The organism is Pseudomonadota bacterium (genome assembly GCA_039033415.1).
Classification (GTDB): domain Bacteria; phylum Pseudomonadota; class Gammaproteobacteria; order Xanthomonadales; family SZUA-38; genus JANQOZ01.
Window position 1 is genome coordinate 22729 of sequence record JBCCCR010000033.1, and the last position, 19562, is coordinate 42290.

The following is a 19562-nucleotide window of genomic DNA, read 5'->3' on the forward strand; positions in this document are numbered from 1 at the left end:
TTTTCCAGGAGTGGCGCCGATGGATAGCAGCAAGATTGCCGCGGTGCTGTTCGACCTCGACGGTACGCTGGTGCACAGCGCACCCGATATGGTTGCAGCGGCTAACTGGCTGAGGGCGCAAGGCGGGCTGGAGCCCGTCGATGAGCCCTGGCTGAGTCAGTACGTGTCCAAGGGTGGCGCCGGTGTCGTCGGCGCCGCTTTTCCCGATGCCAGCGCGGTGGAACAGGCTGAGTTGCTAGGGCGGTTTCTGGCGCGCTATGGCGAAAACCTCAGCGAAAAAAGCGGCTTGTTTCCGGGCGTGGCGGATCTCCTGGCAAGGATCGAGTCGCGCAACTGGCCCTGGGGCGTGGTGACCAACAAAGCCTCCATTTACGCCGAGCCGCTGATGGACTCGCTGGGACTGAGGGTCCGCTGCGCCGCGCTGATCTGCGGCGACACGCTGCCGACCCGCAAACCGGCTCCGGATGGACTGCTGGAAGCCTGTCGCCGCATGGGTGTGGCGCCTGAATCGTGCGTCTACGTCGGTGACGATCAGCGGGATATCCAGGCGGCCCGAGCAGCAGGCTGCGCTGCAGTCGCCGCAGCCTACGGCTACTTTACGCCTGACGACCATCCCGTCACGTGGGGCGCGGACGCTGTAATCCAAGAGGCCCACGAACTGCCGGCGCTGCTCGGCCTGGCGCTGCCGTTCGGGGAATCTGTTTGACGGACTGGTGGGCGCAGCTCAGCTCCTCGGATCAGACGCTGCTACTGATGGTCCTGGCGTTTGCCTTGGGGTGTGGCCTCACCTATGCGGTGGTGGCGCTGCGGGCTGCCCGACGCAGCGCAGAACTGGAGGCAGAGATCGCCAAGCTTGCGGCCCAGGCTGAGGCCAGCCGGCAGTTGTCAGACGAACGCGAGCGTATCTTTGAAGACAGCCAGCAGCGGCTGGAAGCCAGCTTTTCTCTCTTGTCGGGCCGGGCGCTGAAGCGCAACGCCGAGTCTTTTATGCGCCTGGCCGAGGAACGCTTTCGCCGGCATCAACAGCAGGCTGACAACAGCTTCGGCCAGCACCAGCAGGCGCTCAACGAGCTGGTGAAGCCCATCAGCGAAACGTTGCGCAGGTCCGAGGCCCAGATCCGGGAGCTGGAGAAGGAGCGCCGTACCGCGTTCAGCTCGCTCGAGAAACACCTGGCGCTCATGACCCAGGACCAGCAGACGCTGCAGGCTGAAACGCGCAATCTGGTGCAGGCGCTGAGGCGTCCGGAAGTTCGTGGACGCTGGGGAGAAATGACCCTGCGCCGGCTGGTGGAGCTGGCCGGCATGGTGGATCGCTGCGATTTCACCGAGCAGGTTTCGGTGCAGGGGGATCAGGGCCAGCTCAGGCCGGACATGGTGATTCACCTGCCGGACCAGCGAGACATTGTGGTCGACGCCAAAACGCCGCTCGATGCCTACCTGACCGCACAAGCGGCCAGCGATCCGCAGGCGCGCGAGACCGCGCTGCAGCAGCACACCCGAAACGTGCAGGCCCGGGTGAGGCAGCTCGCGGACAAAGCGTACTGGGAACAGTTCAGCAACAGCCCGGACTTCGCTGTGCTGTTCATCCCGGGTGAGCAGTTTCTGGCGGTGGCGCTGGAGCGCGACGGCCAGCTCCTCGAGGAGGCGCTCAGGCAGCGGGTCATCCTGGCAACGCCTACCAGTCTGGTGGCGCTGCTTCGGGCGATCGCTTTTTCCTGGCGCCAGGTGGCGATGATCGAAAACGCGGGTGAGATCCGCCGCCTGGCCGAGACCTTTCAGAAGCGTGTCGGCATCTTCTCTGAGCACTTTGCCAAGCTGGGAAAAGCCCTGGGCAACAGCGTGGATCACTACAATCGGAGCGTCGGATCCCTCGAACGCCAGGTGCTGCCGTCAGCCCGCAGGCTGACGGAACTGGGCGTTGAAGAACGGCGTGAGATTCAGAACCCTGCGGCCGTGGAGTCGCCGGTGCGTCAGCCGGAAAGTGCGAAGGAGATAAGGGCTGCGGACACGGTCGCAACGCGTGCTGAACCCGAGTCGGGCGACACCGGTCGTGACTGACGCGGTGGACTATTACCTTGATGATCGCCTGCGGCGTAACGTCCCAGAGCTCCTCCTGACGCGGGTGTTTGTACCGCCGGCGCTGCAGCGCGCGGTCGCCGCCCAGTTTTTGCTCCTCGACGAGCTGAGCGAACTGACGGTCATTCGGGAGACGGGTGTCGCGATGACCAAAATGACGTGGTGGTTTGAGGAGTGGAAGCGGCTCCGGGAGGGTGCGCCCCGACACCCGGTCACCAAGAGCCTCCTGGCGGACGTTGCTTTGCTGGGTCTGCCGGTGCACGCGTCCCCCAAGGACAGCGATAAAAGCTATGCCTGGCCGAAGCTCGACGGTCCGTTGTCGGTTGTCGCGGCGATCCTGCAGGGTCAGACCCCGGCGGATCGGTCGGAGCTCCAGCAATGGCTGGCGGACTTTGCAGCGCCTTTGGCAGCTCTGGAACCTCAGCAGGAATCAACCCCGGCGGGCGAGTCACTCGCAGCAGCCTGGCAAAACGTAGTGCTGCTCGGGTGGGTAGCCAAGCTACCGAAGCTGTCGGAGCTGGGACGCGCTCCCTGGCCGCTCGACCTGACGGCTCAGACGCAGCTCCGGCGGGCGGAGCTCAAAGAGCAAGAACATCAGTCGGCCGCGGCTCGTCACCTTTGGCAACACGGTGGTGGTGAGGAAGGCGTCGGCCGTTTCGGGGCCGGCCATGCGGGTGTCTATCTCGCGGTCGCCGAGAGAACCGTGCTGGCGCGGGCTACGGGTCAGCCGGAGGCTGGGCGCTGGCGTCAGCTTATGACGGCCTGGCGGGCCAAGCGGCGAAGCCTGAAGTCGGGTGATTAATGCGATCGCCATCGCGAACTATCGTTCGCTGCTGGATTTCTCCGTGGCCCTGGGCCCGCTCAACGTCATCACCGGGCCTAACGGATGCGGGAAATCCAATGTTTACCGGGCGTTGCGGCTGCTCGCTGAGACCGCGCACGGGGGTGTAATCCAGTCGCTGGCCCGAGAGGGCGGCCTGCCGTCCACCTTCTGGGCCGGCCCCGGCACCATTTCCCGCGGCATGCGGGCGGGGGAGGTCCCGGTACAGGGCACGGTGAGTGACGGCCCCGCGCGGCTGCGGCTGGGTTTTGCCGGCGAAGACTTCGGCTACACCATCTCGCTGGGCCTGGTTCCGCCCGGCAGTCTCGGGCCTACGGCTTTCGAGCTCGACCCTGAGATCAAGCGTGAGACCATCTTCAGCGGAGCCTTCTATCGGCCTTCGGCTGCGCTTGTCGACCGCACGGCGGCGATCGCCAAGGTGCGGCAAGGGCGGAGCTGGCAGGTGGTGGCGCAGCACCTGCCGATGTTTGAAAGCCTGTTCAACCACCTGGCCGATCCGAGTCAGGCGCCGGAGGTGCTGAGGGTCCGGGATGCCGTCGGCGGTTGGCGCTTCTACGACCATTTCCGGGCGGATGCTGAGGCGCCGGCCCGGCAGGCGCAGCTCGGCACCCGCACCACCGTGCTGGACGACGAGGGCAGCCAGCTGGCCGCGGCGCTGCAGACGATTCGCGAGATCGGGGACGATGACGCGCTAGACGAGGCCATTGACGACGCATTTCCTGGCGCGAAGCTCGACATTGACGTGTCGAGCGACCACCGTTTTGCTGTCAGCCTGCACCAGCCGGGTCTGCTGCGGCCACTCAGTGGGCTGGAGCTGTCCGACGGGACGCTGCGGTTTCTCTTGTGGGTGGCGGTGCTGCTGACCCCGCGGCCCCCGCCACTGATTGTCCTCAACGAACCGGAAACCAGTCTGCACCCCGACCTGCTGCCCGCGCTGAGCCGACTGATCCGACGGGCTGCGGAGCACAGCCAGCTGATTGTGGTGTCGCACGCAACACGGCTGGTGGCCGGGATCGAGAAAGACGAGAGATGCCACAGCATCGCGCTCGACAAGCATTTGGGTCAGACCCAGGTGCTGGGTCAGGGGATGCTCGATGAGCCTGCCTGGGAGTGGCCTGACTAGTTTCCGACTGCAGCGCGCAGAAAAACTCCGTTTTTCAACACGCTGCTAGTCCGTCATGCGGGGTGTCTGTCGCTTCCGCTAGCGGGTCAGGGCTTGCTCTCGCAGGGCCGGGCTCGCCGAGGGCGGCAGGGTACCAGCAGCTCCGGGTCGACACGCTCCTTGCCCCAGTTCATGCGCCAGTCCAGATGTGGGCCCGTCACCCGACCGGTCGCGCCGATGGTGGCGATAACCTCCCCCTGCTCAACCCGTTGACCCACCTCAACGTCAATCTGGTCGAGATGCAGGAATGTCGAGCTAAGCCCGTGCCCGTGATCGACAATCAGCGTGCCGCCGGAGTAGTACATGTCAGGGTGGGCGAGGGTTACCGTACCCGCCGCCGGAGCCAGCACCGGACTGCCGGTTGGCGCGGCGATGTCGATACCGTAATGCGGTCGACGAGGCTGGCCGTTGAGAATCCGCTGCGACCCGTACACGCCGCTGATGCGACCTTCGGCAGGCCAGATGAATCCATCGCTGAAATCATCTCGCAGTTCGCGCAAGGCCCGCGCGGTACGCACCTGAGCGTTGTCGTCGGCAATTCGCTGCCGGACAGAATCGGGCGGCGTCACCTTGGCCGGGGGCAAACCGTCGATCCGTTCGATCGCGTAGTCGCGGCGTGCAATGGCCAGCGTCTGACGGCTCCGCTTGCCGTCGGGCAGCGTCACCTCCAGCACCGCCTTAGCGGCAGCATCTCGCCCGAAGCCCAGCAGGAACTGGCCCTGTGGACCGACCGGCACGACCTCACCGTCCAACATCACGCTCGCGCCTACCTCGGTTTGGCCAAAAAGCACCGCACCCTGGGTCAGCGGCCCGGCTAGCCTGTAGCCCGCGTTGTCGGATGCCGGATTCATCTGCTGCGGTAGGAGCCAGCCGAGAAGGAGCAGGGTCGATAGGTTCATGAGTGTCTCAAGGTCGCCGTGTTAAGAGATAGTGGCCGATTAGCGCCACTGGGCTCGTCGTCGACGCGTAGCTTAGGCGGGTCAGGTCGTCGCCGCAAACCTCACCATGACGCCCTTGCGGGAAGCGAGCGTCGCGCGATACCCAAGTGATGCTCAGTGGGGAATAATGGGCGACCGCTGCCCGCACATTTCCCAAGGTAAACCCACTTTTGAGTCAGGTACTGCTTGCGATCGATACCGCCACCGAGGCGTTCTCCGTGGCCCTTTCACAAGGAATGGAGCTTCGGGAGCTGTTCACGGTGGCGCCCCGGCAGCACGCCAGCTGCTTGCTGCCGATGGTCGATGATCTGCTTAGTGAAGCGGGCTTCACAATGGCCCGCGTCGACGCGATTGTCGTCACCCGAGGTCCTGGGTCGTTCACGGGCGTGCGGATCGGCATTGCCGCGGCGCAGGGGCTGGCCCTGGGTGCCGACAAAGGACTCATCCCCGTATCGACGCTGCAGTCGCTCGCGCTCAACGCGTCGTTGGAAGCCGATCAGCCCCGTGTCGCCGCGCTGCTTGACGCCCGGATGAACCAGGTTTACGCCGGCGCCTTTGAGTTTCAGCAGTCTGTGGGAAAGCCTGTCATCGAGGAGCAGGTGTGTAATCCGACTGAGCTGACCCTGCCGGCCGGCGACTGGCTGTTGGCCGGACCGGGAGCGGGTGCCTACGGTGAGGAACTGCGGGTGGCGTTGGGTAGCGAGGACCGGGTGGCCGGAGAACTCATCGACTGTTACCCCTCCGCCCAAGCAGCGCTGCATATTGCGCGCGAGCTTGGCGCGGCGGCCGTGGCGCCCGAGGCGATCGAGCCGGCGTATCTTCGCGCGGCTGTCAGGTAAGCAGCAGCGTTCCCAGACCGAGGATAGACACAAAGCCGACCACGTCGGTGACCGTGGTGAGGACCATGCCGCCGGCCAGGGCGGGATCGATGGACATGCGCCGGAGCACAATGGGCACAAACACGCCGGAGGCGGCGCCCGCCAGCAGGTTCAGAAAGATGGCCGTTGCCACCACCATCGCCAGGGTGCCGTCCTTAAACCAGAAAACGGCGACCAGCGCGATCACCAGCGCCCACAGCAGGCCGTTGAGAAAGCCGACCGCCAGCTCCCGATTGAGCAGGGCAACCGTGTTGCCGGTACCGACCTGGCCCAGCGCCATCCCGCGGACTATCAGCGTCAGGGTCTGCGTGCCCGCGATACCGCCCATCGACGCCACTGCGGGCATCAGAAACGCGAGCGCGACAACCCGCTCGATGGTAGCGCCGAAGATGCTGATGAAATAGGAGGCAAACAGCGCGGTCACCAGATTGAGGCCCAGGAACACCGCCCGCCGCCGAGAGCTGGCCAGCACGGGCGCAAACATGTCGTTTTCTTCGTCCAGGCCCGCCATCGCCAGCACGTTGTGCTCGGCTTCCTCCCGGATCACGTCCACGACATCGTCGATGGTGATGGTGCCGACCAGCTGGTTGCGATCGTCCACCACCGGCGCCGTCACCCAGTCCTGGTGTTCGAACGCTGTCGCCACCTCGTTGGCCGGCGTGTTGACCCCGATCGCCGGAACCTCGCTGTCCAACACTTCGCGGACGCTGAGCTGCGGGTCTTTGGTCAGCAGGTCGGTCAGAGCGAGGCGGCCGATGTAGTGGCCGTAGCGATCGATCACAAAGAGGTGGTCGATCAGAGCCGGCATGCTGTCGCGCCGCCGCAGAAAACGCAGCACCACGTCGAGCGAGACATCCGCACGGACCGTGATGACCTCTGGATTCATCATGCCGCCGGCACTGTCTTCGGCATACAGCAGCACCTGTTCCAGGCGCTCCCTGTCCTCCCGGTCCATCACCGTGAGCACCTGCTCGGTCACTTGATCCGGCAGGTCGTTGATGATGTCGGCGAGGTCGTCGAGCTCCAGCTCGGTGGTCGCCTGGACCAGCTCAGCGTCCTCGGTGGACTCGATGACCGAGGCACGCACCTCGTCGTTCAGATGAACGAGAATTTCACCGTCCAGCGTCGCGTCGGTCAGATCCCAGACGACGGCCCGTCGATCAGGCGGCAGCGACTCGAGCAGATCGGCAATTTCCCCGGCAGAGAGGGCCTTGAGGATGCGTTTGACGGGCTGGAGGCGGCCGCTGCGCAGCGCGTCGTTCAGCAGCTGCAGCTGCTGCTCGGACTTCTCTCTGCGAACGTATTCAGCCATCTGGACGGCCCCTGGCCCCAAGTCGAGCAGGGATTGTCCGTGAAAACTCGATCGGGGTCACGCCCCGCGCGGCTTGCCGTGACCGGCGGCTGGTGTGGTGCCTACGCCTCGTTTAGCTCTCGTACGAGAGCCGCAATCCGCGCGGGGTGGGATGCGCGCATGATGCGTCGCGTTAGGGCACTGATTTCCGAGAGGTCCGTACCGTTGACCACCTGCCTGACCTCGAGCAGCCGGGCCGGAGAAACGCTGAAGTCGCGCAGTCCCAGGCCGAGGAGCAGCCGTGTGTAGGTGGTGTCGGCCGCCATCTCGCCACACAGCGACACGGGCGTACCAACGGCCGCGGCGGCGTCCAGTGTGAGCTGTAGAAGCTTGAGAACCGCGGGGTGGAGCGGATCGTAAAGGTAGCCAACCTGCTCATCGATACGGTCGATCGCCAGCGTGTACTGGATCAAATCGTTGGTGCCGATCGACAGGAAATCCAGATTCTTGGCAAACGTGCGGGCGGATAGCGCGGCAGCCGGAACCTCAATCATGCCCCCAAGCTGGTACCGGCCAACCGGCACGTCTTCGGCCTTCAGGTCGCGCTCGGCCTGCTGGACCAGCGCTTTGACCTGAAACAGTTCCTGGGTGTTGCAGAGCATGGGGATCAGAATGTTAACCGGGCCCAGCGCAGTCGCGCGGAGAATGGCGCGAAGCTGACACAGGAACATCTCCTGCTCGCTGAGGCAGAGCCGCACGGCCCGGAGTCCCAGGGCCGGGTTGATCAGAGAACTTTCGGGCGCTCGGACCGAGTCCACCTGTTTGTCGGCCCCCAGGTCCAGCGTTCGGATGGTTGTTGCGCCGTCACCCAGTTTGCCGACCAGCGCGGCGTAAGCCTGAAACTGTTCCTCTTCGTCCGGCGGCGTTTGCCGATTGAGGAACAGGTATTCGGTACGGAACAGCCCAACTCCCTGCGCCCCGTTGAGCTTGGCCAGAGCCATGTCCTCCGCAAGGTCCACGTTGGCCTGGAGTCGGATCGGACACCGGTCGACCGTTTGTGTGGGCTGGCGCCGCACCTGCTGCAGCAACGACTGCCGCGCCGACTCCTGGCGAAGCTTCTCCCGGTAGTGGCGCTGCACGGTGCGACCCGGATCGGCCAGCGCGACGCCTCGCTGGCCGTCAAGCACCAGCAGATCACCTTCGCTGATCAGTCTGGGGGCGTGGCGAAGTCCCATCACGGCCGGCATTTTGAGACTCCGCGCGAGAATGGCCGTGTGGGAGAGCGGACCGCCGTGTTCGGTCACCAGGCCAGCGATGCCCTCCTGATGAAGCAGCAGAAAGCTGGCTGGATCGACGTCTTGTGCGACCAGCACCAGACCCCGGTAGTGACCGCCCACGTACTCGTCGGCAGCCTCAGCGGCGAGCTGACTGAGGACCCGGCCGATCACCTGGTCCACGTCATTCGCCCGACTGCGGATGTAGGGGTCTTCCATTTCCTCGAACACCGCTTTCAGCCGGTTGCACTGCACGTTGATCGCCCACTCGGCGTTGCACTGCTGCTCGGCGATGATGTCAGCCGGCGCGTCAGCGATCGAGGTGTCCTCGAGCATCAGTACGTGGATATCGAGAAATTCGGTGACCTCAACCGGCGTATCCGCCGGAAGCTGGCGTCGGACACGCCGTAGATCTTCGCTGGCCCGACCGACGGCCAGGCGGAATCGGCGCACCTCACGGTCAACCTGATCGGGTTCGATCGGGTGCTCCTGCGTGTCCAGCCGCCGCCCCCGGACCACGTGGGCCCGACCGATGGCAATGCCAGAAGAAACACCGGTGCCGTAGATCGCTAGCGCCATAGACCTCCCTGGGAGGGGCGCTCACGACAAGTCCTGCTGGAAACTTCCCCGGGACGCGAATGCGCCGCTATTGAGCCTCTCCGAAACGGTTGTTGATCAGATCCGTCAGTGCCGCCAGGGCCTCGTCAGCATCCTCTCCCGTCGCCTCGAGAGTGACGCTGGTGCCTTTGGCGGCTGCCAGCATCATAACACCCATGATCGACTTGGCGTTGACCTGACGTTCGCCGTTGCCGATCCGCACGTCGCTGGAAAAGCTGCTAGCTGTTTTTACGAGCCGAGCCGCGGCCCGGGCATGCAGGCCGAGCTGGTTGCAAATTTCGACGGTGATTTCAGGCATGGTTCGTGGGCCCCAAGTTAATACGGGTCGGGCGGTTGGTTGCCGCTGAAGATCGACCGCTGGCCGCCGCTGACCATGTGGCTGGCCAGTTCGTCGGGGCTTAAGCTCGCGTAGTTGTGACCCCGCAGCAGCATGGCGAGGTTCAGTCCGTGAACCACGGGTCGTCCGTCGGCGACGCGGTGGGCGATGTTACTCGGCGTGGCGCCGAAAACGTCGGTCAGGATCACCGAGTCGGACCCCAGGTCGTCACACAGGCTACGAGCCTGCTGCTCCACCATCGCCGGGTCTGCGTCGGGTTCCACGCCCAGCACGCGAATCGTGAGTCCCAGCGTGCCGATCACGTGTCGAGCCTGCGCGATGAGGCAGGCGCCGAGGTCCCCGTGGGTGATCAACAGCAGGCTGCTCACAGCAGCTCCCGGTGATAGGTCAGCACATGGTCGCGGCGCTTGCCGAAGTGATCGGCGATGGCGTCAGCGACGTAGACCGACCGGTGTTTACCGCCGGTGCAGCCGATGCCCACCGTGAGGTAGCTTCGGTTGTCGGCCTCGAACTGCGGCAGCCATCGCTCGAGGCATGCGCAGTAGTCCGCGACCAGATCCTCCACCTGGGCGTGACCGGCAAGGAAGTCTTTGACCTCCTGCTGGCGGCCGGTGAGTGGCCGCAGGTGCAGTTCCCAATGAGGATTGGGCAGGCAGCGCACGTCAAAGGCAAAGTCCACGTCCGGCGGAACGCCCCGTTTGAACGCAAACGACTCGATCAGCAGCACCGTGGGGCGGCTGCCGGCTCCCAGCTCGTTGCAGATCTCGCGACGGAGCTGGTGCACGCTCAGCTGGCTGGTGTCGAGCGTAAAGTCGGCGTGTTCAGCGACAGGCATCAGCAGCTCCCGCTCGCGAGCGATATCTTCAGCCAGCGACTGGTCCGCATGGTGCAGCGGATGGGGGCGGCGGGTTTCGGAATAGCGTTTCAGCAGGGTGGCGTCGTCAGCCGTCAGAAAAAAGATGCTGGTTTTGGGGTGAGCCTGGCGAGTTGCGGCAAGCGTATCGCCCAGCGTTCTCAGGCTCTGTCGCTGGCCGCGAACGTCCAGACCCAGGGCAATTTTTGGCAGGGGTTCCGGCCGTCCGAAGTTGTGCTCCAGCAGCGCGTCGATCAGCCCGAGCGGCAGATTATCGATGCAAAAATAGCCCAGGTCTTCGAGCGTTGTCATCGCCACGGACTTGCCGGAACCGGACAGGCCGGTCACGATCACAAGCTCCGAGCTGGGTTCCTCGTCCGGATTGGGACTCATGATTGATCCTTTAGCGCCTGCTGGTGTCGTTTGAGAAATTCATCGGCGGCGTCATAGCCACTCATCTTAAGACCGTGATTTCGCACCGCAGCTTCCACCAATACCGCCAGGTTTCTGCCGGGCGCTACCGGAACGGTGATCTGCGGTATGCCGATGCCCAGGATTTCGCGTTCGCTTTGTTCACCTCGCAGGCGGTCCATCTCCGTATGGCGGATGGCTTCAGCGTCCATCAGGCGAAGATGGATAATCAGCCGCAGGTACTTGTTTGCGATGATCGCGCTATCGCCAAACATGGCGCGAACGTTGAGGACGCCGAGCCCTCGAACTTCCAGACAATCGCGCAGCAGCGGTGGACAGGTGCCGTCGATCACGTCGGGGCCGATCAGCGTCATATCGGGCGCGTCGTCCGCCACGAGGCGATGGCCGCGCGTGATCAGCTCCAGGGCCAGCTCACTTTTGCCTGCCCCGCTGTCGCCGGTAATGAGCACTCCCAGGCTGAATACCTCCATAAACACGCCGTGCACCGAGGTATTTCGAGCCACCCGGCGTGACAGCATGTGCTGCAGGTGGCTGACCAGCTCGACGCCTGCCGCGGAAGAGGCCCACAGGGGTGTCCCGGACTCTTCCGCAGCCTCCCTCAGATCATCGGGCAGGGGCAGCGAGTCGCTGACCAGAACCGCCATGGGATCGTTGGCTACAATGCGCGCGATGGTCTCCCAGCGCTGCCGAGCTTCCAGCGTATCGAGATACGCGACTTCCTCAGCACCGAGAATTTGAATGTTGTTGGGATGAATGACGTTCAGGAAGCCCGCCAGCGACGGCCTGGGGCCCTCGGTCGCCTGGCTCGCCAAGGCGCGCTCCGTGCCGCTCCGTCCAGCCGCCCAGGTCAGACTAAAGCGATCCTTTAGCGCGGCAAAAATCTCGCCCGAGGTGATGCGCCCATTCATCAGGCGGAGGTTAGTGTCCTGTCACGTTCATTTGTTGAGTTTCAGCGCGTGTCCACAAGGCCCTGGGGTCAGTGGTCCGTGCGGCGTGGCTGTCACTTCAGCGAGCGTGTCAGGCGTCAGGCCAAGGCGATTCGTCGGGGTCATAGCCCTAGCTATGGCCTCGGCGGGTCAACGCCGGCATGGCGCCTGACGCGCTCGCACTGCGGGTCCACCGCTGGGCCCGCCTGGCCGCGTTGCGAGCCTTGCCAAGGGCTACGGCCATTGCCTGCGGCTCGCGCCTTGCCAGACGGGCCCAGCGGATGGACTGAAGCGACAGCCACACCGCACGGCCCACTAAGCGCGAGCCGCCGGCCAGGGTGGTTCCCTGGCCAAGGTTCGCAACGCCGCTCTTTGCCTTGTGGGACGCGCCCTTCTTCATTTCTTGGGGGAGCCCCCTTGGGACCAATAACCGCGTTGCATCGCTTGCCAAGGGCGTCGGCCATTGCCGGCGCGATGCGCCTTGTTCTTGGCGCCCAACGGGGCTCTGAAATGCAACCAATTAACGTGACAGGACACTAGACCTGCTGCATTTCCCAGGATTCAAGCAATTCCATGACGTGCTCCGGGCTGTCGGCGGCCCGGAGCTGGTCGCGCCGCTCGGCGTCATGGAACGTTTCGGCGACCAGCGCGAGTAGCTTCAGGTGCTGGTCTTCGTGAGATTCCGGCACCATCAGAGCAAACACTAGATCGACGGGCTTGCCGTCGCTGCTGTCGAAGTCCACCGGGTCGTGCAGCTTCAGCAGGCAGCCCGCCGCCGCCGGCAGCTCGGCCAGGCGGCAGTGGGGCAGGGCCACACCTTGCCCTAACGCCGTGGTACCGATGCGCTCTCGCGCGCAGAGCCCGGAATATACGGTCCGCTCTTCGATGCCCTCGGCGGCGGGATAAAGCGACGCGGCGGCGACCTCCAGAACCCGCTTTTTGCTCCTGGCCTTAACGTCAATAGCGATACGCTCAGGGTTGATCAGATCCGATATCAGCATGGCAGATGCCTTTCTTCGCCTTATTTTTCGATTTGCCGCTGAAGCGAACGGTCAGTTTGTGCCCATAGATTTCAGCGGCACGTCGCCACTGTGGTCCCGCAGTTTCTCTTTGTACTTGATGACCTGTCGATCGAGACGGTCGACCAGCATGTCGATGGAGGCGTACATGTCTTCGGATTGTGCGTCGGCAAAAAACTTTTTGCCGCTGCCGTTGAGGGTCGCCTCAGCGTGCTGCTGATGACGGTCAACGCCTAGGATGACGTGCACATCGAGCAGGTGATCGAAGTGTTTCACCACCCGCTTGAATCGGCTCTCTACCTTCTTGCGAAGGGCCGGCGTGATATCGATATTGCGTCCGGTGAGATTGATTTGCATGACACGCTCCTCCTTTGGAAGTTACATCAACCGCTTACGTCGGGATGATGAGGGAATGTTCAGCGCTTCTCGGTACTTGGCGACCGTGCGCCGGGCAACGTCGATGCCCTGGTCGTTCAGCAGCTGAGCGAGCTTGCTGTCGCTGAGTGGCTTGGCCGGCGGTTCACCCTCAACCAGTCGATTGATCATGGCCTGGATGGCGGTTGCCGACATCTCTCCGCCGTCGCTGGTGCCGACATGGCTGGAAAAGAAATACTTGAATTCAAAGATCCCCCGCGGGGTGACCATGTACTTGCGCGTTGTCACCCGAGACACCGTCGACTCGTGCATATCGATGGTATCGGCCACTTCGCGCAAAACCAGAGGCTTCATCGCCTCCGGGCCCAGCTCGAAGAAATCCGACTGGTATCGGACGATCGCGTTGGCCACCTTCAGCAGGGTTTCGTTTCGCGCCTCCAGGCTCTTGATCAGCCAGCGGGCCTCCTGCAGCTGGCCCCGGAGATAGTTCGAGTCTTCTTTGCTGGCTTTGCCGATCATGCCTGCATAAAAATCGTTGACCCGCAGCTGCGGCATGGTGTCTTCGGGCAGCCGCGCAATCCACACGCCGGCGCGTTTTTCGACCACCACGTCCGGGGTTACGTATTCGGTCGGGGTCGATGAGAAATGGGCGCCCGGGCGCGGCTCCAGCGATCGGACCAGCTCGATGCCCTGACGCAGCTGGTCATCGGTCAGCGACAGCTTGCGCCGCAGTCCGACGATGTCCTGCTTGGCGAGCAGGTCCAGGCCTTGGTCGACAATCTTGCTGGCGACCCTGAGGCCGCTCGTATCGTCGGCCAGTGTCGCCAGCTGAATCGTCAGGCATTCCTGGAGTGAACAGGAGGCGGCACCGAGCGGATCAAAATGCTGAAGCCGGTGACGCATCGCCTCCACCTCGTCACTTTCCACCTCCCACTCCGGCAGCAGACTCATACGAATCGCTTCAACCGTTTCGGTGAGGTAACCATCGTCGCCAATCGCGTCGATGATCGCCACGCCAATGGCCACATCTCGCGGCAGGGCATGACTCAGGTTGAGTTGCCAAAGCAGGTGTTCGGCCAGCGTGTCCTGGTCGCTGTCAGCGAAGTCCATGGGTCTGTCGCTGAAATCGCCGCTGCTGCGGGTGGTGCCGGTAGTGGACGCCGCGTAACGCTCCTCATAGAGGATGTTATCCGTATCAGCGTCCACGTCGGGACCGGCGTCGGGCTGCGTATCGGGTGTGGTGAAGGCGTCTTTTTCCGCGTCAACACCGATCTCATCGGTGGCGGTGGCCTCGACGGTGCGCTCATCGATCGTCGCGCGATCGCCGGCGTTATCGTCCGCCCCGGCCGCCGACGTGAGCTCCAGGTCTTCGCGCTCGAGCAGGGGGTTGGTTTCCAGCGCTTCCAGGAGCTGGGTTTCGAGTTCCTGAGAAGAGAGCTGCAGCAGTTTGATGGCCTGCTGCAGCTGAGGCGTCATGTTGAGCTGTTGCCCGAGACGCAGTTGTAGGGCGGGTTTCAACGTATCTGTGCCTGAAGACCGTTCAAAGGGCTACGCCACTGAATCGGTAATGCCACGTATCAAGACGGGCTTGCGAATCCATTTTATGCCTCGCTACCGCACTTGCCTAGTACATGGCTTGTAAAGAACCGTGTCGGAAACCTGCCGGAATTTTTGCCCGTGAACGATCACAGGTTGAAATCCTGACCCAGATAAACGTCGCGCACCTGCTTGTTGGCCAACACGTCAGCCGGTGACCCTTCGGCAAGCACTTTGCCTTCGCTAAGAATGTAGGCGCTATCGCAGATCTTGAGCGTTTCCTGCACATTGTGATCGGTAACAAGCACGCCGATACCCCGCGCCTTCAGATGATTGACGATGCGCTGGATTTCGTTGATGGAGATCGGATCAACACCGGCAAAAGGCTCGTCCAGCAGCATGTAGCGCGGCGCGGCAGCCAGTGCTCTGGCGATCTCAACGCGCCTTCGTTCGCCGCCGGAGAGCGTAATGCCCTTCTGACCCGCCAGGTGTCCAACCTGAAGCTCGTCGAGCAACTGTTCGAGTTCAGCGCGGCGGTCACCTCGGCTGAGCCCCTTGCGCAGCTGCAGGATCGCCATGATGTTGTCCCGAACGCTGAGCTGCCGAAAGATCGACGGTTCCTGGGGCAGGTAGCCGATGCCGAGGTGCGCTCGGCGGTTCATGGGCATACCCGTGATGTCCTGTTCGTCGAGCCAGATGGTTCCCGAGTCGCAGCGGACCAGACCCACCATCATGTAAAAGCAGGTGGTTTTGCCGGCGCCGTTCGGGCCCAGCAGGCCGACCGTTTCACCCTGGCGAACGGTGACCGAACAGCCGTCGACCACGGCGCGTGATTTGTACGTTTTGGACAGGGTGTCCGCGCGGAGAATCGACATCAGCCGGGTTGAGAAGCGTTAGAGGCTGGCGTCAGCCGTCCGCCGGCTTCTGCGGCGGGGTGTAGATAAACAGCACCGGTTTGTCGCTGTTGCCACCGGCATCGAGCTGCTGTGTATTCAGATCGTAGTTGATTGTTTCAGCCCGCATCTCGTCACCGGCCTTACGGACTTGAGCCTGGCCGATGAGCGTGACCTTTTCGTCCTGCAGGAAGTAGTCGATACGCTCAGCCCGGCCGTCGAGCGGACTGCCGTCGTCCAGCTCTTCGCGCCAGCGCGCCGGTTCGGTCTCTTTGCCGATAATCTCGATGCGCACCAGCGCCCCCTTGTCGTCGCGAAACACCCGGGCGCTGTCGCTGGTGATTGTCAGACTGCCCTGGGTCAGCTCGAAGCCCCGGCTGAACTCAACGACGCCCGCGTTTTCCGTCGACCGTCCAGCCCGGAACTCTGCGCGCTGGTTACGATCCTCGGTACGAGCCCAGGCGGCAGCACTGATCAGGCTGGCGCAGAGCAGAAGCACAGAACGCTTTTTCATGTCAGCTCGGTGGTTCATAAAAGCCTTTGACCTGGCTGAGTATATCGAACTGCTGGCGAGACAGGTCTACTTCAAATCCCACTCCCTCAGACCGCATGTCCGCGCGAATGACTTCGACGGCCGCCTCGGAACTGGCGAGATTCTCCTGCGGCAGCACGGTGACGTCGGAGGTGTTGACAATGGTCAGTGGCGCTTGTTCCGAAGCCAGCTTAACTGGCCCCGGCAGCCAGATTTCATCTCCCTCCCGGTTGATCCAGGCGCTGTCCGACTGCATCTGCCAGGTGACCTCGCCAGCCTCAAAGAGCGTCAGGTGCGGCGTGGTGATCGTGACCGACTCGTCCTCTTGATTCTTTTCAAGATAGGGAGACTGAACGCGGAAGCTTGGTCGGCCGCTTGGATCCATCACCAGCAGATCAAATTCCTCCAGCAGATAATCCGACCGCGCGGCGGGCAAAGTCTCCACTTCCTCGGGCTCGCGAAGGCTCGACGCCAGCCAAAACGTGAACGTCAGCCCCAGGGCCGCAGCAACAAAGCGGGTACGGGACTGCAACGGCCGTCGTCAGCCGGCGGCGCCGGTCGGCATGATGAGGTCGCATACGTCCCGGACCGCTCCACTCCCGCCGGGACGGGGCGTCACCCAGTGTGCAACCGCCAGCGCGCTGGCGTGGGCGTTGGGTACCGAGATGGCCAGCCCGGCGCGCTCCAGGGCGGGCACATCGATCAGGTCATCACCCACATACGCGGTTTCGGACAGTTCGACGCCAGCGTCATCCGCCATGGCGGCGAGCGCCGGGCCCTTGTCGTCGCAGCCCGCCACCAGTCGGGTGATACCGAGCTCCGCCATGCGGTGGTTGACGATCGGGTTGTCTCGGCCGGTGATGATGCCGACGAGCGTTCCTGCGCGCATGAGGTGTTTGAGGCCGAGGCCATCCTGGGTAAAGAACGCCTTCAGCTCGCGGCCAGCTTCGTCATAGTAAAGGCGGCCGTCGGTCATGACGCCATCGACGTCAAACACGGCGAGGCGCACGGCGGTCGCTCTGCGCTGAACCGCCTCCGGCACCGCGGCCGTCACGTCAGACGACTCCGGCTCGCAGCAGGTCGTGAATGTTCAACGCGCCGACGAGCTGGCCGTCTTCTTCGACCAGCAGGCTCGAGATGCCATGACGTTCCATCAGCTGCGCGCCCTCGACGGCCAGCTTGCTGGGCTCGATGGTGATGCCCTGAAGGGTCATCACCTCCCTGACCGGGACCTGGCGAATGTCGCCCCCGCGATCCCACGTTCGACGAAGGTCACCGTCGGTAAAGACCCCGAGCAGCTGGTCGTGCTCGTCGACCACGGCGGTCATACCAAAACCCTTGCGGGTCATTTCATCGACGACCGCCGGCAGCACGGTGTCGGCGGGGACTCTGGGAATCTCGTCGCCGACGTGCATCAGATCACTGATGTGCACCAGGAGGCGCCGGCCGAGCTGGCCGCCGGGATGGGAGCGCGCAAAGTCTTCCTGCGTGAAGCCACGCGCGTGCAGCAGCGAGATGGCTAGCGCGTCACCCATCACCAGGGCAGCGGTAGTACTCGATGTCGGTGCCAGGCCCAGCGGGCAGGCTTCCTGGTCAACGCTCACGTCCACGTGGCGAGTGGCGTTCCGCCCCAGCGTGGAGGACGGATTGCCGGTCAGGGCAATCAGAGGGACGTCGAGGCGCTTGATCACCGGCAAGATGGTCAGGAGCTCTTCGGTCTCACCGGAGTTGGATAACGCGAGGGCAACGTCACTGGTCGTGATCATGCCCAGGTCGCCATGGCTGGCTTCGCCCGGATGAACAAAAAAGGCGGGCGAACCGGTGCTGGCCAGGGTCGCGGCAATCTTGGAGGCTACGTGGCCCGACTTCCCCATGCCCATGACAACAATCCGGCCCTGACAGCTCAGCATCAGCTGGCACGCGGCGAGGAAGTCTTCGTCGATACGATCGAGCAGCGCCTCGACCGCGGTCATCTCGGTCCGAATGACGGCCCGCGCCATCGTTCGTGTGGCGGCCTCGTCAAGCCGTGTTGGTCCGAGCGGGATCGTGCCGGTAATCAGGCCGGCAAGCCTGGACGGGATGGGTTCCATAGTGGGTTCGGAGCTCCGGCGACCGGAAAGCTTCAGTCTATTGATTCAGCTCAGTGTAAAAGACCATCGCCTGGTAAGCCACAAAAGCTGCGAGCAGAACTGCGCCGGAAAAACGCGAGATTCGGCCCGGGCCCCTGAAGCCATAGGCCATTAAGAACAGCATCAGCGACAGACCCAGCATGATGGTGTAGTCGCGGTAGAGGAGGGTCTTGTCAACCGCGGTCGGCTCGATGCTGGCCGCAATGCCCAGCACGCCGAGCAGATTGAACATGTTAGAGCCGATGATATTGCCGATGACCAGCTCGTACTCGCGCTTCAAGACGCTGGCGATGGCGGCGGCAAGTTCCGGCAGGCTGGTGCCGATCGCCACGACCGTCAGGCCGATCACCACATCCGACACGCCCATGATGCGGGCAATGTCCGTAGCGCCAAGGACCAGAATGTGGGAGCTCGCCGGCAGCACGATCATGCCCAGCATCAGCCAGCCCAGCGCGACGGGCGTCGACATGTCTGAGGGGATTTCGGTGGCAAACTCGGCGGCGATCGGGTCAGGCCCGCTGCGCTGCATGCCGATCGCGGCCATCCAGGTGGTCATCAGGAGCAGGCCGAACAGCAGGATAGCGCCGTCAACACGGCCCAGGTTCTGATCCAGCATCAGGACCAGTGCGAGTACCGACACCACCAGCAGGATCGGATACTCGCGACGCAGGGTGTCGGAGTGAATCTGCAGCGGATAGATGCTGGCTGCCACCCCAAGGATCAGGGCGATGTTAGCAATGTTGGATCCAACTGCGTTGCCGACCGCCAGCCCCGGATTGCCGCGGAGCGCGGCAACCCCGGATACCACCATTTCCGGGGCGGATGTGCCAAACCCGATGACCGTCAAGCCGATGATCAGCGGCGACACGCCCAGGTTGCGCGCGGTGGCTGCCGCCCCCGCCACGAATCGATCTGCGCCCCATACCAGGAACACAAAACCGATGGCGATGAGTCCTAGCGAAAGCAGCATAGGCGTAGTGCAGGGTTGTCCATCAAGGTGAATTCGGGTCTCTTATTATTTTGTGTAGCGCCGCCCCGCCGCGCATCCTGCCCAGCGCCGGTACGGTTTCGGTAGTGCCAGATTTCCTATAACATCGCCCGCCTCTACCGACCGATCAGGTGGCGGCAGACGGGCCGGCACAGGATTTCAGACGCTGCTGTTGATCGCAGCAACCCGCGGCGCACAACCAGCGGATAACGGGCAAGGGGCGAAAGTCTATGGATTGCGAGGCCATCAAGCAACTGATTGAGCAGGGGCTACCCGACGCCAGTGTAGTGGTAAGCGGTGATGACGGCGTGCATTTTTCTGCAACGGTGGTATCACCCTCGTTCGAGGGCGTTGCGACCCTAAAGCGCCATCGCCTGGTCTACGCCACGCTGGGTGAACGGATGGGGGGCGAGATACACGCCCTGGCGCTGCGAACCCAAACGCCCGGAGAAGCCGGGCAGTGA

22 protein-coding genes are annotated in these 19562 nt (G+C 63.5%); 6 read left to right on the forward strand and 16 right to left on the reverse strand.

The window, feature by feature from the left end; genetic code table 11:
- Positions 1-19 precede the first annotated feature (19 nt).
- The 4 genes from gph to AAF358_22305 are packed head-to-tail and all read left to right on the forward strand — an operon-like array spanning position 20 to position 4040.
- Complete coding sequence (gene gph, locus AAF358_22290; GenBank protein ID MEM7708299.1) at positions 20-706, forward strand: phosphoglycolate phosphatase; 687 nt, start codon at positions 20-22, stop codon at positions 704-706.
- Positions 703-2058: a DNA recombination protein RmuC gene (gene rmuC, locus AAF358_22295; GenBank protein MEM7708300.1), complete on the forward strand. Its 1356-nt coding sequence runs from the start codon at positions 703-705 to the stop codon at positions 2056-2058. The genes gph and rmuC overlap by 4 nt, the downstream gene beginning before the upstream one ends.
- Entirely contained in the window at positions 2051-2878 is an 828-nt protein-coding gene (locus tag AAF358_22300; GenBank protein ID MEM7708301.1) for a hypothetical protein, read from the forward strand. The genes rmuC and AAF358_22300 overlap by 8 nt, the downstream gene beginning before the upstream one ends.
- Positions 2871-4040 (forward strand): AAA family ATPase, encoded by a 1170-nt coding sequence (locus AAF358_22305; protein MEM7708302.1) that lies wholly within the window; start codon positions 2871-2873, stop codon positions 4038-4040. The genes AAF358_22300 and AAF358_22305 overlap by 8 nt, the downstream gene beginning before the upstream one ends.
- Positions 4041-4126: 86 nt before the next feature.
- On the opposite strand, the gene AAF358_22310 is transcribed toward AAF358_22305, so the two are convergent.
- Entirely contained in the window at positions 4127-4978 is an 852-nt protein-coding gene (locus tag AAF358_22310; protein ID MEM7708303.1) for a M23 family metallopeptidase, read from the reverse strand.
- 209 nt (positions 4979-5187) lie between these two features.
- On the opposite strand from AAF358_22310, the gene tsaB reads away from it, so the two are divergent.
- Positions 5188-5856: a tRNA (adenosine(37)-N6)-threonylcarbamoyltransferase complex dimerization subunit type 1 TsaB gene (tsaB, locus tag AAF358_22315; GenBank protein ID MEM7708304.1), complete on the forward strand. Its 669-nt coding sequence runs from the start codon at positions 5188-5190 to the stop codon at positions 5854-5856.
- Here tsaB and mgtE read toward each other — a convergent pair.
- The 15 genes from mgtE to AAF358_22390 all read right to left on the reverse strand — a co-directional run bounded on the left by mgtE (position 5849) and on the right by AAF358_22390 (position 19080).
- On the reverse strand, positions 5849-7207 hold the full coding sequence (gene mgtE / locus AAF358_22320; protein MEM7708305.1) for a magnesium transporter: 1359 nt from the start codon (positions 7205-7207) through the stop codon (positions 5849-5851). The genes tsaB and mgtE overlap by 8 nt on opposite strands.
- 101 nt (positions 7208-7308) lie before the next feature.
- Complete coding sequence (gene ptsP / locus AAF358_22325) at positions 7309-9039, reverse strand: phosphoenolpyruvate--protein phosphotransferase (GenBank protein ID MEM7708306.1); 1731 nt, start codon at positions 9037-9039, stop codon at positions 7309-7311.
- Positions 9040-9106: 67 nt separating this feature from the next.
- The gene (locus AAF358_22330) at positions 9107-9376 is read right to left on the reverse strand and encodes an HPr family phosphocarrier protein (GenBank protein ID MEM7708307.1); all 270 of its coding nucleotides are present in this window, start codon (positions 9374-9376) and stop codon (positions 9107-9109) included.
- A 17-nt stretch (positions 9377-9393) separates the two neighbouring features.
- Positions 9394-9783 carry a hypothetical protein gene (locus AAF358_22335; GenBank protein MEM7708308.1) on the reverse strand — a complete coding sequence of 130 codons (390 nt, stop codon included), beginning with the start codon at positions 9781-9783 and terminating at the stop codon, positions 9394-9396.
- Complete coding sequence (gene rapZ / locus AAF358_22340; protein ID MEM7708309.1) at positions 9780-10661, reverse strand: RNase adapter RapZ; 882 nt, start codon at positions 10659-10661, stop codon at positions 9780-9782. The genes AAF358_22335 and rapZ overlap by 4 nt, the downstream gene beginning before the upstream one ends.
- Complete coding sequence (gene hprK, locus AAF358_22345) at positions 10658-11608, reverse strand: HPr(Ser) kinase/phosphatase (GenBank protein MEM7708310.1); 951 nt, start codon at positions 11606-11608, stop codon at positions 10658-10660. Before hprK ends, rapZ begins: the two co-directional genes overlap by 4 nt.
- 554 nt (positions 11609-12162) lie before the next feature.
- Positions 12163-12627: a PTS sugar transporter subunit IIA gene (locus AAF358_22350; GenBank protein ID MEM7708311.1), complete on the reverse strand. Its 465-nt coding sequence runs from the start codon at positions 12625-12627 to the stop codon at positions 12163-12165.
- 51 nt (positions 12628-12678) lie between these two features.
- Positions 12679-13002 (reverse strand): ribosome-associated translation inhibitor RaiA, encoded by a 324-nt coding sequence (gene raiA, locus AAF358_22355; GenBank protein MEM7708312.1) that lies wholly within the window; start codon positions 13000-13002, stop codon positions 12679-12681.
- 21 nt (positions 13003-13023) lie between these two features.
- Positions 13024-14538 carry an RNA polymerase factor sigma-54 gene (locus AAF358_22360; GenBank protein MEM7708313.1) on the reverse strand — a complete coding sequence of 505 codons (1515 nt, stop codon included), beginning with the start codon at positions 14536-14538 and terminating at the stop codon, positions 13024-13026.
- A gap of 167 nt (positions 14539-14705) precedes the next feature.
- On the reverse strand, positions 14706-15431 hold the full coding sequence (lptB, locus tag AAF358_22365; GenBank protein ID MEM7708314.1) for an LPS export ABC transporter ATP-binding protein: 726 nt from the start codon (positions 15429-15431) through the stop codon (positions 14706-14708).
- A 31-nt stretch (positions 15432-15462) separates the two neighbouring features.
- The gene (lptA, locus tag AAF358_22370; GenBank protein MEM7708315.1) at positions 15463-15963 is read right to left on the reverse strand and encodes a lipopolysaccharide transport periplasmic protein LptA; all 501 of its coding nucleotides are present in this window, start codon (positions 15961-15963) and stop codon (positions 15463-15465) included.
- Position 15964: 1 nt separating this feature from the next.
- Positions 15965-16513, reverse strand: a complete 549-nt coding sequence (gene lptC / locus AAF358_22375) for an LPS export ABC transporter periplasmic protein LptC (GenBank protein MEM7708316.1) — start codon at positions 16511-16513, stop codon at positions 15965-15967.
- Between the two features lie 9 nt (positions 16514-16522).
- Entirely contained in the window at positions 16523-17035 is a 513-nt protein-coding gene (locus tag AAF358_22380; protein ID MEM7708317.1) for an HAD-IIIA family hydrolase, read from the reverse strand.
- Between the two features lies 1 nt (position 17036).
- The gene (locus AAF358_22385) at positions 17037-17981 is read right to left on the reverse strand and encodes a KpsF/GutQ family sugar-phosphate isomerase (GenBank protein MEM7708318.1); all 945 of its coding nucleotides are present in this window, start codon (positions 17979-17981) and stop codon (positions 17037-17039) included.
- A gap of 127 nt (positions 17982-18108) precedes the next feature.
- A complete protein-coding gene (locus AAF358_22390) occupies positions 18109-19080 on the reverse strand; it encodes a calcium/sodium antiporter (GenBank protein ID MEM7708319.1) in 972 nt (323 codons plus the stop codon).
- Positions 19081-19328: 248 nt separating this feature from the next.
- Between AAF358_22390 and AAF358_22395 the strand changes: the two genes are divergently transcribed.
- Positions 19329-19562, forward strand: a complete 234-nt coding sequence (locus AAF358_22395; GenBank protein MEM7708320.1) for a BolA/IbaG family iron-sulfur metabolism protein — start codon at positions 19329-19331, stop codon at positions 19560-19562.

What these genes read in the sequence shown, in the direction of transcription:
- hprK (MEM7708310.1), bottom strand. Translation starts at nt 11,608, where the DNA reads ATGAATGGGCGCATCACCTCGGGCGAGATTTTTGCCGCGCTAAAGGAT.
- AAF358_22395 (MEM7708320.1), top strand. Translation starts at nt 19,329, where the DNA reads ATGGATTGCGAGGCCATCAAGCAACTGATTGAGCAGGGGCTACCCGAC.
- lptA (MEM7708315.1), bottom strand. Translation starts at nt 15,963, where the DNA reads ATGAAAAAGCGTTCTGTGCTTCTGCTCTGCGCCAGCCTGATCAGTGCT.
- raiA (MEM7708312.1), bottom strand. Translation starts at nt 13,002, where the DNA reads ATGCAAATCAATCTCACCGGACGCAATATCGATATCACGCCGGCCCTT.
- AAF358_22385 (MEM7708318.1), bottom strand. Translation starts at nt 17,981, where the DNA reads ATGGCGCGGGCCGTCATTCGGACCGAGATGACCGCGGTCGAGGCGCTG.
- gph (MEM7708299.1), top strand. Translation starts at nt 20, where the DNA reads ATGGATAGCAGCAAGATTGCCGCGGTGCTGTTCGACCTCGACGGTACG.
- AAF358_22350 (MEM7708311.1), bottom strand. Translation starts at nt 12,627, where the DNA reads ATGCTGATATCGGATCTGATCAACCCTGAGCGTATCGCTATTGACGTT.
- ptsP (MEM7708306.1), bottom strand. Translation starts at nt 9,039, where the DNA reads ATGGCGCTAGCGATCTACGGCACCGGTGTTTCTTCTGGCATTGCCATC.
- AAF358_22330 (MEM7708307.1), bottom strand. Translation starts at nt 9,376, where the DNA reads ATGCCTGAAATCACCGTCGAAATTTGCAACCAGCTCGGCCTGCATGCC.
- mgtE (MEM7708305.1), bottom strand. Translation starts at nt 7,207, where the DNA reads ATGGCTGAATACGTTCGCAGAGAGAAGTCCGAGCAGCAGCTGCAGCTG.
- AAF358_22390 (MEM7708319.1), bottom strand. Translation starts at nt 19,080, where the DNA reads ATGCTGCTTTCGCTAGGACTCATCGCCATCGGTTTTGTGTTCCTGGTA.
- lptB (MEM7708314.1), bottom strand. Translation starts at nt 15,431, where the DNA reads ATGTCGATTCTCCGCGCGGACACCCTGTCCAAAACGTACAAATCACGC.
- rapZ (MEM7708309.1), bottom strand. Translation starts at nt 10,661, where the DNA reads ATGAGTCCCAATCCGGACGAGGAACCCAGCTCGGAGCTTGTGATCGTG.
- AAF358_22310 (MEM7708303.1), bottom strand. Translation starts at nt 4,978, where the DNA reads ATGAACCTATCGACCCTGCTCCTTCTCGGCTGGCTCCTACCGCAGCAG.